This window comes from Streptomyces sp. DF42 (assembly GCF_058267695.1).
In genome coordinates this window covers 7,786,117-7,800,591 of sequence record NZ_CM177859.1, presented here as the reverse complement: position 1 = coordinate 7,800,591, position 14,475 = coordinate 7,786,117, and the positions used below count along the sequence as shown (strand labels likewise).

The 14,475-nt window shown below is 70.4% G+C and carries 14 protein-coding genes and 2 pseudogenes; 5 read left to right on the top strand and 11 right to left on the bottom strand.

All coding sequences use genetic code 11. From position 1 onward, the window contains the following. Positions 1-43 precede the first annotated feature (43 nt). The gene (locus ACYUED_RS35740; RefSeq protein WP_491288726.1) at positions 44-1,300 is read right to left on the bottom strand and encodes a sensor histidine kinase; all 1,257 of its coding nucleotides are present in this window, start codon (positions 1,298-1,300) and stop codon (positions 44-46) included. Positions 1,301-1,478: 178 nt separating this feature from the next. Between ACYUED_RS35740 and ACYUED_RS35735 the strand changes: the two genes are divergently transcribed. Then, positions 1,479-1,679: a hypothetical protein gene (locus tag ACYUED_RS35735; RefSeq protein WP_491288725.1), complete on the top strand. Its 201-nt coding sequence runs from the start codon at positions 1,479-1,481 to the stop codon at positions 1,677-1,679. Between the two features lie 126 nt (positions 1,680-1,805). On the opposite strand, the gene ACYUED_RS35730 is transcribed toward ACYUED_RS35735, so the two are convergent. From ACYUED_RS35730 to ACYUED_RS35720, 3 genes are all read right to left on the bottom strand, one after another. Further along, positions 1,806-2,201, bottom strand: a complete 396-nt coding sequence (locus tag ACYUED_RS35730) for a ribonuclease domain-containing protein (protein ID WP_266524956.1) — start codon at positions 2,199-2,201, stop codon at positions 1,806-1,808. Positions 2,202-2,333: 132 nt separating this feature from the next. Then, complete coding sequence (locus ACYUED_RS35725) at positions 2,334-2,960, bottom strand: dihydrofolate reductase family protein (RefSeq protein ID WP_491288724.1); 627 nt, start codon at positions 2,958-2,960, stop codon at positions 2,334-2,336. An 89-nt stretch (positions 2,961-3,049) separates the two neighbouring features. Continuing rightward, positions 3,050-3,862, bottom strand: a complete 813-nt coding sequence (locus ACYUED_RS35720) for an AIM24 family protein (RefSeq protein ID WP_491288723.1) — start codon at positions 3,860-3,862, stop codon at positions 3,050-3,052. A gap of 336 nt (positions 3,863-4,198) precedes the next feature. Between ACYUED_RS35720 and ACYUED_RS35715 the strand changes: the two are divergent. After that, a pseudogene (locus ACYUED_RS35715) lies at positions 4,199-4,944 on the top strand (3-oxoacyl-ACP reductase family protein). Between the two features lie 132 nt (positions 4,945-5,076). On the opposite strand, the gene alc reads toward ACYUED_RS35715, so the two are convergent. Together alc and allB are read right to left on the bottom strand one after the other, a co-directional pair. After that, positions 5,077-6,207 (bottom strand): allantoicase, encoded by a 1,131-nt coding sequence (alc, locus tag ACYUED_RS35710; protein ID WP_491288722.1) that lies wholly within the window; start codon positions 6,205-6,207, stop codon positions 5,077-5,079. A 46-nt stretch (positions 6,208-6,253) separates the two neighbouring features. Next, positions 6,254-7,594, bottom strand: coding sequence for an allantoinase AllB (gene allB / locus ACYUED_RS35705; protein ID WP_491288721.1), 1,341 nt, complete (start codon positions 7,592-7,594; stop codon positions 6,254-6,256). A gap of 268 nt (positions 7,595-7,862) precedes the next feature. Between allB and ACYUED_RS35700 the strand changes: the two genes are divergently transcribed. Beyond that, a complete protein-coding gene (locus ACYUED_RS35700; RefSeq protein WP_491288720.1) occupies positions 7,863-8,660 on the top strand; it encodes an IclR family transcriptional regulator in 798 nt (265 codons plus the stop codon). Positions 8,661-8,812: 152 nt separating this feature from the next. Here the strand turns inward: ACYUED_RS35700 and ACYUED_RS35695 are convergent, their stop codons facing one another. Continuing rightward, positions 8,813-9,100 carry a DUF5955 family protein gene (locus ACYUED_RS35695; protein ID WP_491288719.1) on the bottom strand — a complete coding sequence of 96 codons (288 nt, stop codon included), beginning with the start codon at positions 9,098-9,100 and terminating at the stop codon, positions 8,813-8,815. Positions 9,101-9,315: 215 nt separating this feature from the next. On the opposite strand from ACYUED_RS35695, the gene ACYUED_RS35690 reads away from it, so the two are divergent. After that, positions 9,316-9,915 (top strand): nucleotidyltransferase family protein, encoded by a 600-nt coding sequence (locus ACYUED_RS35690; RefSeq protein WP_491288718.1) that lies wholly within the window; start codon positions 9,316-9,318, stop codon positions 9,913-9,915. A gap of 184 nt (positions 9,916-10,099) precedes the next feature. Continuing rightward, positions 10,100-11,734, top strand: a complete 1,635-nt coding sequence (gene aceB / locus ACYUED_RS35685) for a malate synthase A (RefSeq protein WP_491288717.1) — start codon at positions 10,100-10,102, stop codon at positions 11,732-11,734. A 4-nt stretch (positions 11,735-11,738) separates the two neighbouring features. Here the strand turns inward: aceB and ACYUED_RS35680 are convergent, their stop codons facing one another. The 4 genes and pseudogenes from ACYUED_RS35680 to ACYUED_RS35665 all read right to left on the bottom strand — a co-directional run. After that, on the bottom strand, positions 11,739-12,026 hold the full coding sequence (locus tag ACYUED_RS35680; RefSeq protein ID WP_491288716.1) for an Rdx family protein: 288 nt from the start codon (positions 12,024-12,026) through the stop codon (positions 11,739-11,741). Further along, positions 12,023-12,937 carry a HipA family kinase gene (locus ACYUED_RS35675; RefSeq protein ID WP_491288715.1) on the bottom strand — a complete coding sequence of 305 codons (915 nt, stop codon included), beginning with the start codon at positions 12,935-12,937 and terminating at the stop codon, positions 12,023-12,025. The genes ACYUED_RS35680 and ACYUED_RS35675 overlap by 4 nt, the downstream gene beginning before the upstream one ends. A gap of 79 nt (positions 12,938-13,016) precedes the next feature. Beyond that, on the bottom strand, positions 13,017-13,895 hold the full coding sequence (locus tag ACYUED_RS35670) for a tyrosine-type recombinase/integrase (RefSeq protein WP_491288714.1): 879 nt from the start codon (positions 13,893-13,895) through the stop codon (positions 13,017-13,019). Positions 13,896-13,904: 9 nt separating this feature from the next. Next, positions 13,905-14,021, bottom strand: a pseudogene (locus ACYUED_RS35665) (tyrosine-type recombinase/integrase); the annotation flags it as partial. Between the last annotated feature and the right edge of the window lie 454 nt (positions 14,022-14,475).

The window sequence follows — 14,475 nt, the reverse complement described above, 5'->3', positions numbered from 1 at the left end:
CATACGTAATCATGGTGAGCGCGTCCCTCGCGCCCGGGTCCCGTCATCCCCAGGGCAGCCGGGCCCGGACCCGGAACCCTCCGTCGTGCTCCGCCCCGTGCACCAGCCGGCCGCCGGCCAGCGTGGCCCGTTCCGTCAGGCCGATCAGGCCCTGCCCGGAGCCTGGCACGGAGGGGACCTCGCCCTCCGGGGCGGGATTGCGGACCTCGACGACGAGGTCGTCGCCCGGGGCACCTGTGACGCTGACCGTGACCTCCGTGCCGGGGGCGTGTTTGCGGGCGTTGGTCAGGGCTTCCTGGGCGATGCGGTAGGCGGTGCGGCCGACGGAGGCGGGGACGGCCGCGGGGTCGGTGACGCGGCTGGCGAGGGTGACCTTCATGCCGGCCTCCCGGCACTCGGCGACCAGTGCGTCCAGTGCGGCGAGCGTGGGCTGGGGGCGGCCCGCGTCGTCGGGCTCACCCGCGCGCAGGACGCCGATGATCTCCCGCAGGTCCTGGAGGGCCTCGTGCGCGCTCTCCCGGATGACGCCGGCCGCCCGCGCGATCTCCTCCTGCGGCGCGTCGGGCCGGAACTCCAGGGCGCCCGCGTGCACGCTCAGCAGCGTCAGCCGGTGTGCGAGCACGTCGTGCATCTCCCGGGCGATGGCCTCACGGGCCAGCCGCTGCGCCTGCTCGGCACGCAGCTGCGCCTCCGTCTCGGCACGGCGGGCGCGGTCGCGCAGGCTCAGCATGAGCTGGCGCTTGGACCGTACGAACATGCCCCAGCCGATGACCGTGAGGGTCAGCAGCTCCGTGAACGCGACGGCTCCGGCGTACGGCAGATCGGGGTCCGGGCGCACCCAGAACATCAGCGGGACCAGAGCGAGGGACGCACCGCCGACGCAGGCGACGTAGCGGAAGGGCCGGTGCACGGCGAGGGTGAAGAGGGCGAGGATGCCGGCGCCGCCCGCCGTGTTCGACACCAGGCCCACGAGGAGCATCGCGACGGCCAGCCCGAGCGGCCAGCGACGGCGCAGCCACACCGCCGCGCAGGACAGCGCACCTAGCAACTGGTCGATGACGGCGAGGGCGTGCGGCGTGTTGCCGTCGTGGCTGAGGGTGTCCGCGACCGTCAGACCGAGGGCGACGGCGAACAGGAAGCAGGTGAAGTCGACCACCCAGTCACGCGCGGTGCGCCGGGGACGCCCGGACCGACCGGACCGACCGGCGTAGGGGTCGAGTTCGTGGAGCACGGCCGACGGGAACAGCCATCTGCGCCCGATGATCCCCACTGCGGCCGAGGCCGGCCTGTCGTCACTCACGGTTGACAAATCTACGCAGTGCGGACCGCCGGCACCCCGTCGCCGGGAGGATCCCCGACCAAAGTCGCACCACCGGAGACTTTTGGCGCACCCGGCCCGCGGCGCGGGGAACTTCGGTCGGGCAGGGCTCGCCCCGCGGCCGATGTGTGTGGGGGGTCCGCGGGGCGAGGCTCGTGCCATGAAGCAGTTGCTGGAGGTCATCGGATTCATCGCCCTGCTGCAGGGCGTGCTGGGCCTGCTGCACGAGTTCACCCACTGGCATGTGGGCCTCGTGCAACGGCTCGGCATCCTCGACGGCTACGGGGTCTACGCAAGCGTCGCCCTGGTGGTGCTGGCGTTCGCGCTGTTCGCCGCCGCGGAGAGCCGGAAGTCCGGATGAGGTCGGACCGGACCTCCGGCTGGTCGCACCGTTCCTCGTGCCGAGCGGGGGAAGTCGCTCAGCAGTCGACATCGATCAGCAGTCGACGTCGATCAACGGTTGACGTCGATCAACGGTTGACGTCGATCAGCAGCCGAAGTCGACCAGGTCGAACGTGGCGTAGTGGTCGGAGGTGTAGTAGTCCTCCTGGGTCTCCTCGCCGGTGACGATGCGGCGGGCTCCGCGCGTGGGCGAGCCGGGCGTCTTGACCGTGTACTCGTGGTAGTACCCGGAGGACTGGCTGGGCAGGACGCCTTCACGGTTCGTGAAGACGACACCGTCCTGCGAGTACGGGTAGGGCCCGCCCTGCGCGATCAGGTCGAGGGTGTCGTGCGCCTGGGAGGGCAGGGCGCCGTAGCAGATGCTGCCGACGGACGCGGCGGCGGCGTCCGCCGTGGTGGCGGAGACGGTGCCGCCCACGAGGAGGGCGGACAGGAGTGCGGCTGCGGCACTGATGCGAGTGGTACGTGGGGGGAAGTTCATGACTTCATGATGACGCGCGTAGACAGTGGCATGTCAATGACAACAACGGAGATTTTCCCGTCACGTCGGATGAGTTTTCCGCGAGTTAACGTGGGGGCGCGTGACCACACACGGCCCCCACAACGGGCGCGGTCAGGCGTTCTCCGGTTCCGCGTACGAGCCGTAGTCCGGGCGCCCCGCCCAGTCGTACGACTGGATGGAGACACCCGCGGCGGTGACGCGTCCGCCGGCGTGACGGAACTTGGTCGGTACGGCGCCCTCGGCGAAGAGGCGAAGGCCGGAGCCGAGCACCACCGGGAACGTGAGCAGGTGGAGGGTGTCGACCAGGTCGAGCGCCAGCAGGGACTGGACGAGGGCGCCGCTGCCGTGCACCTGGAGCTCGCCGTCGGTGCGCTCCTTGAGGGCGGTGACCTCCTTGCCCAGATCGCCGCTGATCACGGTGGTGCCGGCCCACTGCGGGTCGGAGAGGGTGGACGAGGGGACGTACTTCGGCAGCGTGTTCAGCTGGGAGGCGATCCGGTCGGCGGGGTCGGTCGCCTTCGGCCAGAACGAGGCGAAGATGTCGTACGTACGGCGGCCGAGGAGGAACGCGCCGGGACGGTCGAAGACCTCGGTGACGAACCGGCCGAAGTCGTCGTCGCCGAACGGGAAACTCCAGCCGCCGTGCTCGAAGCCGTCGCGGGTGTCCTCCTCGGGTCCGCCGGGTGCCTGGTATACGCCGTCGAGGGTGACGAAGATGGTGGAGACGAGCTTGCCCATGGCGGGTGCCTGCTTCCTGGAGTGGGGTCTGTTGTCATCACCTCAGACCCCACCGGCACCCGCAACTCATCGGTCGGTCATGCGGTGCCTCACCCGGCGTTGGTGGAGAAGAGGCCGCCCGTCGGTCCTTGCTTGTCGCCGCCCTGGGCCTTCTTCAGGGCGTTCGCGAGGCTCTCGATGGTGAGGGACTGCAGAATCACCCGGCCGTTGCCCTCCAGCGTGGCCAGGGAGAGGCCCTCGCCGCCGAAGACGGCGTTCATGAGCCCCTGGCGGTTGAGGCCGCCGACGCGCTGGACGCCGTACTGGATGCCCTCCTCGAAGGCGACGACGCAGCCCGTGTCGACCTCGATGCGGCCGCCGAAGTCGGCCGGGTTGAGATCGATGAAGTTGCCCGCGCCCGCGATGATCACCGTGCCGTGCCCGGTGAACTTCTCCAGGACGAAGCCCTCGCCGCCGCTCATGCCGGTGCGGCCGCCCTGGAAGGCGATGCCGAAGTCGACGGTGGACTCGGCGGCCACGAAGGCGTCCTTCTCGGCGAACCACGCGCGCGTGCCGTCGAGTTCGAGAGCGCGCATCTCGCCGGGGAGAACGCCCGCGAAACCGACCGTGCCCTCGCCGCCCTGGGCGCTGAAGTACTGGAACGCCATCGACTCGCCGGCGAGCATGCGCTGGCCGGCCTGCATGGCGGTGCCCATGGCCTGGCGCAGCATGCCGCCCATGCCGCCGCCTCCGCCCTGGGCCTGGCCACCGCCGCCCGACGGACCGGACAGGCGGGTGTCCATGGTCACGTTCGTCGTCTTGAACAGGAACTTGCCCGCCTCGCAGTACACGGTCTGCCCGGGGCGCAGGCTGACGACCGCCATCTGCATGGCGTTGCCGACGATCTCTTGCTGAAGTGTCACGTGGGGAGAACGCAGGAGGCGGAGAAAAGAGTTCCGGCCACGCGATCCGGTCACTGGTGCCCCGGCAGGCAACGCTTGCCCGTCAAGGAGCGGCGTCCGGTGCGTGCTCTGGGGGCCCCCGGCCGGAGGCTGAGGGAGTGCCGGGTGCGGGCCCTCGTATGGGATGGAGGTACTTGGGTCCGTGCTCGGTGCGGCGAGTGGGACACCTCCCACGCACGTGAGGCAGCGGGGCGCGTGCCGGGCGTCGCGACGGGGCGAACGTTGTCCGGGCACCAGCTGGACCTCGGCGTCCGTTCGCCGCCAGCGGCGCGCCGGGTTCGGCGCTGGGATGGACCCATGACAACGCATCGCACAACCCTGCACGGCAGGACGGCCCTGGTCACCGGTGGCAGCCGTGGTATCGGCGCGGCCACCGCGCTGCGGCTCGCCCGGGAGGGCGCGGACGTGGCCCTCACCTACGTGAACGGCAAGGAGGCGGCCGAGGAGGTCGTACGACGGATCGAGGCGCTGGGACGGCGGGCGGTGGCCCTGCGCGCGGACTCCGCGGACGCGGAGGAGGCCGGGGGCGCGGTGGAGCGTACGGCGCAGGCGCTGGGCGGGCTCGACGTGCTGGTGAACAACGCGGGGGTGGGAGTGCTGGGGCCGGTGGAGGGCCTCTCGCTCGCCGACGTCGACCGGGTGCTGGCGGTGAACGTGCGCGGTGTGTTCCTGACCTCGCAGGCGGCGGCGACGCGGATGCCGCCCGGCGGGCGGATCGTGACCATCGGCACGTGTATGACGCAGCGGGTGCCGGGGCCGGGCGGGACGCTGTACGCGACGAGCAAGGCGGCGCTGATCGGGCTGACGAAGGCGCTCGCGCGGGAGTTGGGCGGGCGGGGGATCACGGCGAACATCGTGCATCCCGGGCCGATCGACACGGACATGAACCCGGCGGGTGGGCCGTATGCGGCGGATCAGGCTGCGATGACCGCGCTGGGGCGGTTCGGGACGGCGGAGGAGGTTGCGGCGATGGTGGTGCATCTGGCGGGGGCCGAGTACGTCACGGGGCGGAGTTCGCCGTGGACGGTGGGTTCGCGGCGTGACGCCGGCGGGGGTTCCCGCCCCCGCCGCTCCCGCCTCCTCTACCCGTCCGTCCCGTCCCTGGGGGCTGCCGCCCTCTGACCCCCTCTTCGGCCTGAACGGCCTCGTCCTCGAACGCCGGACGGGCTGAGATGTCAGCCGCCCAGCTCCTGGTGCCGGGCCGCCAGCCCCGTCGCGCCCTGCGTCGTCAAGGAACCGAACAGCCGCAGTCGGGAGATGCCGCCGTCGGGGTAGATGTCCACGTGCGCGTGGGTGCCGACGGCCGGGGCCGGGAGGACGAAGCGGTGGTTGGTGTCGGGCTGGAGGCGGGTACGGGGGAGGATCTCCGTCCACTCGCCGCTCTCGCCGTCCCGCAGCGACACGGACGCCCAGCCCGCGCTGTTGCCCTTCAGGTACGCCGTGTCGATCTCGATGGCGCGGATCAGCGACTGGGCGGTGAGGCGGTAGCGGATCCAGTCGTTGCCCTGGTCGCGGCGGCGGCGGGTCTCCCAGCCGTCGTCCATCTTGCGCGAGCGGCCCGGCTGGATGGTGTTCGTGGCCGGGGAGTAGAAGAGGTTGGAGGCGTCCTCGACCTGGCCGCCGTTCTCCAGGGCCACGACGTCGAACGTACCCAGCGTCTCCAGCCAGTCGGGGTCCGGGACGACCTCGCCGTGCACGCGCAGGCGCGCGATGCCGCCGTCGGGGTGCTGGCAGACGCGCAGGTGGGTGAAGCGCTGCTCGACCGATACGGCGAAGCCGTTGGCCGCATGGCCGCCGACCGGGGTGCGCGGGACCAGGGTCGTCCACTTCACGTCGTCCCCGAGGAGATCCTCCGGCGACGGGGAACCCGGCACCGACGTGCCCTCGACCGACACGGCCTGCGGGTAGTTGCCGCGGAAGTGGGCCGTGTCGACCACGATCCCGCGGACCACGCCGGGGGCACCGAGGCGGACCAGCGCCCAGTCGTGGTCCTCGGCCGTCGGCCACGGGTGGTCGGCCGAGGCGCCACGGCGGCGCCGCGTCTCCCAGCCGTCCATGATCTTGCCCTTGTGCCCGAAGTGCTCGGGGTCGAAGTGGGCCGGCTCGGGCACCAGCAGGTTCTCGCGCTGGGCGAAGAACTCGTCGTTGGCGGCGATGACACCGGCGCCGAGCTGTCGGTCGGCGAGGTTGGCGTACTGGGTGAAGGGGAAGTCGGCGGTGCGGTAGTCCGCGTACGGGTCACCGCCTCCGAAGGGGTTCGCGTCTCCGGTGAAACGAGTCAGTCCTGATTGCTGCTGCGCCGTCACGAGGTATGTGCCTTTCGGGAGTTGACCGCTGCGGTACGGGAGGGAGTCAGGGGGTGCGGGTGAGGAGCCGGCCCCTGGGTTCGGTGAACTCTCCGCCCGCCACGATGCGTTCGCCGCGCAGCCAGGTCGACTTCACCACGCCGTACAGGGTCTTGCCTGCGTAGGCCGTGACGCGGTTTCTGTGCTGGAGGGCCGCCGGGTCCACGGTGAACGTCTCGTCGGGCGCGAGGACCGCGAAGTCGGCGTCACGGCCCGCCTCGATGGCACCCTTGCGAGTGTCCAGGCCGACGAGTTCCGCCGTGCGCGAGGACATCCAGCGGACCACGTCCTCCAGGCCGTGGCCGCGCCTGCGGGCCTCGGTCCACACCGCGGCAAGGCTCAGCTGGAGGCCCGAGATACCGCCCCAGGCGGTGGCGAAGTCGTCCGTCTTGAGGTCCGCCGTGGAGGGCGAGTGGTCGGTGACCACGCAGTCGATGGTGCCGTCCGCCAGCGCCCGCCACAGCAGGTCCTGGTTCGCTGCCTCCCGGATGGGCGGGCAGCACTTGAACTCGCTTGCGCCGTCCGGGACTTCCTCGGCGGTGAGAGTGAGGTAGTGCGGGCAGGTCTCGACGGTGACGCGGACACCCTCCGCCTTGGCTCCCGCGATCAGCGGGAGCGCGTCGGAGGAGGACAGGTGCAGGACGTGCACGCGGGCGTCGAGTCGCTTCGCCCGGGCGATCAGCTGGGCGATCGCCGAGTCCTCGGCGTCACGCGGACGGGAGGCCAGGAAGTCGGCGTACTTCGGGCCGCCGTGCTGCGGGGCCGCGTCCAGGTGGTGCGGGTCCTCGGCGTGCACGATCAGCAGGCCGCCGAAGGAGGCGATCTCGGCCAGGGACTGGGCGAGCCGGTCCTGGTCCAGGTGCGGGAACTCGTCCACGCCCGACGGCGACAGGAACGCCTTGAAGCCGAAGACACCGGACTCGTGCAGCGGGCGGAGGTCCTTGACGTTGTCGGGCAGCGCGCCGCCCCAGAAGCCGACGTCGATGTGCGCCTTCCCGGCGGCGACCTCCTGCTTGGTGCGGAGGTTGTCGACCGTCGTCGTGGGCGGGAGGGAGTTGAGGGGCATGTCGACGAGGGTGGTGATACCGCCGGCGGCGGCGGCGCGCGTGGCGGTCCAGAAGCCCTCCCACTCGGTGCGGCCGGGGTCGTTGACGTGCACGTGCGTGTCGACCAGGCCGGGCAGCAGGACGTCGTCGCCGAAGTCCTCCAGGCGGGCACCGGCGGGCATCGCGGCGTCGTACGGAAGTACGGCCGTGATCCTGCCGGCCGCGACCGCGACCGCGGCGGGACGCGTCCCCTCGGGCGTGATGACGCGCGTGGAGCGCAGCACCAGTTCTACGTCGGACACCCGGACCCCTCTCAGCCGCCGCGGAGCACTGCCGTCGCGTTTACTTCCGCGTAACGGAATTCAACTTTCTGTTGAAGGAGTCTTCACTCCCGCTTCCATGCCGTCAAGGGCACACTTCTCCACAGTGCACCGCCTGCGCCCACCCTGGACGTTTCCACAAGACGGAATTAGAATTCCATCAAGCAGAATGTAGTGACGCACAAGCAGGGAGTCAACCGACTGCCGGGTAGGCTTCAGCCCTTCCCGCCAGCCCCGAAAGGAACGCGCCGTGCCGACGTCCAGCGCCAGCACCACCGACTCCGCCAAATCCAACGGCGGCGGGGTCCAGTCCCTCGAGCGCGCCTTCGATCTGCTCGAGCGGATGGCCGATGCGAGTGGCGAGGTCGGGCTGAGCGAACTCTCCGCGAGCAGCGGCCTGCCGCTGCCCACCATCCACCGCCTGATGCGCACCCTCGTGGCCTGCGGATACGTCCGCCAGCAGGCCAACCGCCGGTATGCGCTCGGCCCGCGGCTGATCCGCCTCGGCGAGTCCGCCGCCCGACTGCTGGGCACCTGGGCGCGCCCCTATCTGGCCCGCCTGGTCGAGGAGACCGGGGAGACGGCCAACATGGCGCTGCTCGACGGCGACGAGATCGTGTACGTCGCCCAGGTGCCGTCCAAGCACTCGATGCGCATGTTCACCGAGGTCGGCCGCCGCGTCCTGCCGCACTCCACGGGCGTCGGCAAGGCGCTGCTCGCCAACACCCCGGACGACGAGGTGCGCGCCCTGCTCTCCCGCACCGGCATGCCCGCCGCGACGGAGAAGACGATCACCACTCCGGAGGGCTTCCTGGCAGCCCTCGCGGACGTACGCCGGGCCGGCTACGCGATCGACGACAACGAGCAGGAGATCGGCGTCCGCTGCCTGGCGGTCTCGGTGCCCGACTCCCCCACCGCCGCCGCCATTTCGATCTCCGGACCCGCGGGCCGGGTCACAGAGGCAGCGACGGACAAGATCGTGCCCGTGCTGCAGCAGGTGGCGTCGGAGCTGTCGGAGGCACTGGCGAGCTCGGGACCGGCGACCTAGCCGGACCGCCCGGACCGCCTACTCCTTCCGGGGCGCGGTGCGCACCGGAAGGTGGGAGCGATTCGACGCCGCCTGCGCCCCGTGCGAGGACATGCACAGCGGCCGCCACCGACTGGCCGTCGAGGTCGGAGCACGTCCGGTCCGGTCACCCTTCAGCGGCGCGGCGGCTGCGCGAACAGGTCCACCGCGTCGCGTACGTCCGACAGCCCCCGGGCCAAGGCGCTCACGGAGCCGATCGCACCGGCGACCAGCAGCAACGACCGGCGCAGACGCGGGATTTCGGGGGCGCCGTATATCGTCATCGCGGCGAGCGCGGCGAGTTCGTCCTCGGCGATGCCACGGTCGGGGAACTCGGCCGGGTACGCGGCGAGTTCGCGGCGCAACCGGGACACCGCGGTCCGCAGTTCCGCCACCCTCGGGTCCTCGTCGCTGCCGGTCACTGGCCTCTGCCCCAAGCTCCGCAACACAGCTCTCCCCCAGGCACGTCCTTGTGCGCTGTCACTCCGCGATCGCGCAAAGCGCCCCCGTGGCGGTGGTCGGGCGCCGGGGGACGCGGGTCAGTAAACGCCACCCGATACCGCGCGCGCCACCGTGCGGACCGAAATTCAGCCCCCGGAAACCGGGCACTCGCCCAGGCGTCAGGTAAGCAGGACGCATGACGGATGACGAACAGCAGGTGGCCGGGCTGGTTCTCGCCGCGGGAGGCGGACGGCGGCTCGGCGGGCGGCCCAAGGCGCTGCTTCAGCACCGCGGACGGCCGCTCGTCGAGCATGCCGTCGGCGTGCTGCGCGCGGCCGGCCGCACCCGCGTCCACGTGGTGCTGGGGGCGGGGGCCGAAGCCGTACGGGAGCGGGCGGAACTGGAGGGGTGTGTGCTCGTGGACAACCCGGAGTGGGAGCGGGGCATGGGGACCTCGTTGCGGGCCGGGCTGGACTCGCTCGCCGGGACGGGGGCCGCGGCCGCCGTGGTCTGCCTCGTCGACCAGCCGGGTATCGGGCCGGAGGCGGTCGGTCGGGTGCTGGCCGCACACCGGGACGAGACCTCACTGGTGTCGGCCGCCTACGACGGCGTACGGGGCCATCCCGTCCTCTTCGGCCGCGCCCACTGGGCGGGTATCGCCGAGACCGCGACCGGGGACCGCGGGGCCCGCGCCTACCTCAAGGCGCACGGGTCCGCGATCACGCTCGTCGAGTGCGGGGACGTGGCGCAGCCGTACGACATCGACACGGCGGCCGACCTCCTCCACCTTGAGTGAACGGGGTGGCACCGAGCGCCACCTTCCCTCGACCCGGAGAATCTCGATATCAACAAACCATTGAAGTTCCACGATGAGGAAACTAGTATCCACTGTTCAGAAGCGCCCTACCGCTCTACGGGCTCTTCTCGCCGTACCCGGTTCGACTGGCACCCGATGCCACCGCTGAAGGAAGTGACCGCTCATGTCCGCACCAGCGCCGTCCCCGCTGGCCATCGTCGACGCCGAGCCCCTGCCGCGGCAGGAGGAGGTCCTCACCGAGCCGGCCCTCGCCTTCGTGGCCGAGCTGCACCGGCGGTTCACGCCCCGGCGTGACGAGCTCCTCGCCCGCCGAGCGGAGCGCCGCGCCGAGATCGCCCGCACCTCCACGCTCGACTTCCTCCCCGAGACGGCCGCGATCCGCGCGGACGACTCCTGGAAGGTGGCCCCCTCCCCCGCGGCCCTGAACGACCGCCGGGTCGAGATCACCGGCCCCACCGACCGCAAGATGACCATCAACGCCCTCAACTCGGGCGCCAAGGTGTGGCTCGCGGACTTCGAGGACGCCTCGGCGCCGACCTGGGAGAACGTCGTCCTCGGTCAGGTCAACCTGGCCGACGCCTATACCCGGAACATCGACTTCACGGACGAGAGGTCCGGCAAGTCGTACGCCCTGCGCCTCGACGGCGAACTCGCCACCGTCGTCATGCGCCCGCGCGGCTGGCACCTGGGCGAGCGGCATCTGGTCGACGAGAACGGCACCCAGGTCCCGGGCGCCCTCGTCGACTTCGGCCTGTACTTCTTCCACAACGCCCAGCGCCTGCTCGACCTGGGCAAGGGCCCGTACTTCTATCTGCCGAAGACGGAGTCCCACCTCGAAGCGCGCCTGTGGAACGACGTGTTCGTCTTCGCCCAGGAGTACGTCGGCATCCCGCAGGGCACCATCCGCGCGACCGTCCTGATCGAGACGATCACGGCCGCGTACGAGATGGAGGAGATCCTCTACGAACTCCGCGACCACGCCTCGGGGTTGAACGCGGGCCGCTGGGACTACCTGTTCTCCATCGTCAAGAACTTCCGTGACGGCGGCGCCAGGTTCGTCCTGCCGGACCGCAATCTGGTCACGATGACGGCCCCGTTCATGCGGGCGTACACCGAGCTCCTCGTCCGCACCTGCCACAAGCGCGGCGCGCACGCGATCGGCGGCATGGCGGCGTTCATCCCCTCGCGCCGGGACGCCGAGGTGAACAAGGTGGCCTTCGAGAAGGTCCGCGCCGACAAGGACCGCGAGGCCGGCGACGGCTTCGACGGCTCCTGGGTCGCCCACCCCGACCTGGTCCCGATCGCCATGGAGTCCTTCGACAAGGTCCTCGGTGACCGGCCGAACCAGAAGGACCGCCTGCGCGAGGACGTCCACGTCGAGGCCGCCGACCTGATCGCGATCGACTCCCTGGACGCCAAGCCGACGTACAACGGCCTGGTCAACGCCGTCCAGGTGGGCATCCGTTACATCGAGGCCTGGCTGCGCGGCCTGGGCGCGGTCGCCATCTTCAACCTCATGGAGGACGCGGCCACCGCCGAGATCTCCCGCTCGCAGATCTGGCAGTGGATCAACGCGGGCGTCGAGTTCGAGCACGCGGGAAGCACAGTGACGGCCACCCCGGAGCTGGCCCGCGAGATCGCCGCCGAGGAGCTCGACACGATCCGCAAGGAAATCGGCGAGGAGGCCTTCGCGGCCGGCCACTGGCAGCAGGCCCACGACCTGCTGCTGACGGTCTCCCTCGACGACGACTACGCGGACTTCCTGACGCTGCCCGCGTACCAGCAGCTCAGGGGCTGACCCTTCAGGAAGCAGGCTTGTCCGAGTGGCCCAGGGGTTTGTCCGGGGCCACTCGGTCGCGTACGGCCCGCTTCACGGCCGTCGGCTCGGGGAAGCCCTGTTCGCGGCGGTCCCAGACCACCTCGTCGTCGACCCGGACGACGAAGACGCCACCCGTGCCGGGCTTGAGCGACAGCTCGGTCAGCTCCGTCTCGAAGGTGGTGAGCAGCTCCTGCGCCAGCCAGGCCGCGCGGGGCAGCCAGCGGCACTGGGTGCAGTACTCGATCTGTACCACCTGTCCAACGCGGTTCATCCGAGGTGCACCGACCAATCCTGTTCAGCCGCCGGTTCGCCGTGCAGGTCGGGGACCCGCTTCAGCCACTTCGGGCGGCCCTGCTCCGTCCTCGCCGCGCGCACGGCCTCCTCGGCGGCGAGTTCCTCCCGGGTGGGGAAGTCGGTGGGAAGCCAGGCCGCGGAGGCCTCCACGCGCGCGTGGAGATAGTCCACGTACGCGGAGCGGACGTCGTCCGGGGTCGCGAAGCCCTCCTCGCCGGCCAGCCAGGTGTCGGGCACCTCCGCCGCGATGTCCCGCAGCAGCTCGCGCGTCACCTTCGGCGCCAGCTCGGCGTCGGCCGCTCTCACGTCGGGGGCGTAGTGGCCGAGGGCGTGACGCCGGAAGTCGTACCGCTTGGCGGGATCCGCGCCGTCCCAGCGGTGGTGGAAGACGAGCGCGGCCCCGTGGTCGATCAGCCACAGGCGTGGCGGCACGGTGCCGAGTGTGGGCCAGACCATGAGGTTCGAGCTGTGGACGGTGCGGTCCACGTTCACCGTCAGCGCGTCGAGCCAGACGATCCGGCCCGCCTCCAGCGCATCGACCGGGAAGCTCTTCGCCAGTTCCGGGGTGAAGTCCTTCGCGCCCGGCAGGAAGTCCATGCCGAGGTTGACTCCCGCGCTGGCGCTGTGGAGTTCCCGCACCTCCTGGTGGGGCTCGCTGTCGGCGATCGCCGGGTCGAAGTGGACGAGGACCAGCTCGGGGAAGCGCAGTCCGAGGGCGCGGGCCAGCTCGCCGACGACCACCTCGGCGACCAGCGCCTTGCGGCCCTGGGCGGAGCCGGTGAACTTCACGACGTAGGTCCCCAGGTCGTCGGCCTCTACGATGCCGGGGACGGAACCACCTGACCTCAAGGGTGCGATGTAGCTGGTGGCGGTAACCTCTCTCAACATCTTCCAAGGCCCCGCAGCTCATTTGCCTTACATTCCACGACACGCTCCAACGCGGTCCAACTCAGGGAAATCTCCCCGATCAGCCCTGGGGAGAATCTGGGGAGTTTCGGCCGGCATCCTCATCTCCCTGTCTCCCCAGCAGTCCGTCAATGGCGGTGTGGCCCTTGCTTCCGGCCTCCGGCATGAAGTGAGCATAGTAACCAAGCGGGATAGCCGGGGAGGCGTGCCCGAGCCATCGCGCCAGGGTCACCACGGACTCCCCCGCCTCCAGCATGATCGAGACGTAGGTGTGTCGCAGCACGTGGAAGCCGTCCTTCGGCGCCGCCTCCCACTGCCAGTCCTTCGCACCCTTGGCGCGTGGCGGAATGATGCCGGCCTTGGCCAGCGCCGGTTTCCAGGTGTAGGCATTCCACGTGTTCACCGCCACGGCATTGCCGAACCGGGTGGTGAGCAGGAGGGAGAACTTCCTGCGCTGCTTGTCCGCCTCCGGCTTCCCCCACGGAAGCTCCACCTCCACCGGCGGGAACTCTTCGACGTGACGCTTCAGCTCCTCGGCCACCGAGGAGGGCATGTCGACGCTGCGTGTCTTCGCCCCCTTCGGTAGCGCGAAGTACAACCTCCCCTTGATCGCCTGAACCTGGCGACGAACGTGGAGGACGCTGCGGGCGTAGTCGATGTCTTCCGGGCTCAGTCCGAAGACCTCACCCTGACGAAGTCCGCACCCGAGTCCGACTACGACGGATATCCGGTGCCGAGGGCTGATCACATCCCGGACTCGGAGTGCCCTCTCCAGCGGCCACGCTTCGTGTCGCTCCTTCGGCGCCTTCAGCCACCGGACGGACTTCGCGTGCATGGGGTTGCTGGGGAGCCGCTTGTCGTCGACGGCCGCCTCCAGAATGCTGGACAGCTCGGACAGGATGCCGCGCCGGTAGTCGACGGAGGAGACTGTCGCCTCCAACGTGGAGATGTACGTGCGGAGTTCTGCCGCCGTGATGTTCCTGAGCGGGAGTTCACCCAGATGCGGAACGATGTGAAGGCGCGCTCGCCGCTCCTGGTTGTCCTGGGTCTTGGGAACGGGGCCGATGGTGTGTCGTGGGCCAAGGGAAGGGCACCTTGAAACCGGCTAGTTCACCGCTGATCGCCGGCTCCTCCTCTGGCGCAGTCGATCAGATCTCGTGCACTGGGTGCATATCCAAGGAGGCTTATTGCACACGGGGTGGGCCCTCCCATGGTTCTGGGCATCGAGTGCTGCTACAGCGAGGCCCGTGCAGGGTTCGTCCGGGATTGGCCGCCAAGGGCGGCTCACGGCACAGGCACCCCAGCCATGGTCCGGAAGTATTTCCAACTCCCGGGTACGGAACCGGCCGAAGCGTCGTGTCGCACGATGAGCATGACGTTGCGCATGACCGCCCCCAGGATGCGCCCAGACCACCGCACAATGATCACGACTCACGGCGACCTTCTCGCACGTCACGAGGCCGGGCCCGATCTCCAGGACGCGTCGATGGACCCGTCGGCACCCCTGGAAGGCAGCGCCC

Coding starts and splice junctions, on each gene's coding strand:
- ACYUED_RS35735 (WP_491288725.1), top strand. CDS start 1,479: ATGAAGCAGTTGCTGGAGGTCATCGGATTCATCGCCCTGCTGCAGGGC.
- ACYUED_RS35730 (WP_266524956.1), bottom strand. CDS start 2,201: ATGAACTTCCCCCCACGTACCACTCGCATCAGTGCCGCAGCCGCACTC.
- ACYUED_RS35725 (WP_491288724.1), bottom strand. CDS start 2,960: ATGGGCAAGCTCGTCTCCACCATCTTCGTCACCCTCGACGGCGTATAC.
- ACYUED_RS35690 (WP_491288718.1), top strand. CDS start 9,316: ATGACGGATGACGAACAGCAGGTGGCCGGGCTGGTTCTCGCCGCGGGA.
- aceB (WP_491288717.1), top strand. CDS start 10,100: ATGTCCGCACCAGCGCCGTCCCCGCTGGCCATCGTCGACGCCGAGCCC.
- ACYUED_RS35680 (WP_491288716.1), bottom strand. CDS start 12,026: ATGAACCGCGTTGGACAGGTGGTACAGATCGAGTACTGCACCCAGTGC.
- ACYUED_RS35675 (WP_491288715.1), bottom strand. CDS start 12,937: ATGTTGAGAGAGGTTACCGCCACCAGCTACATCGCACCCTTGAGGTCA.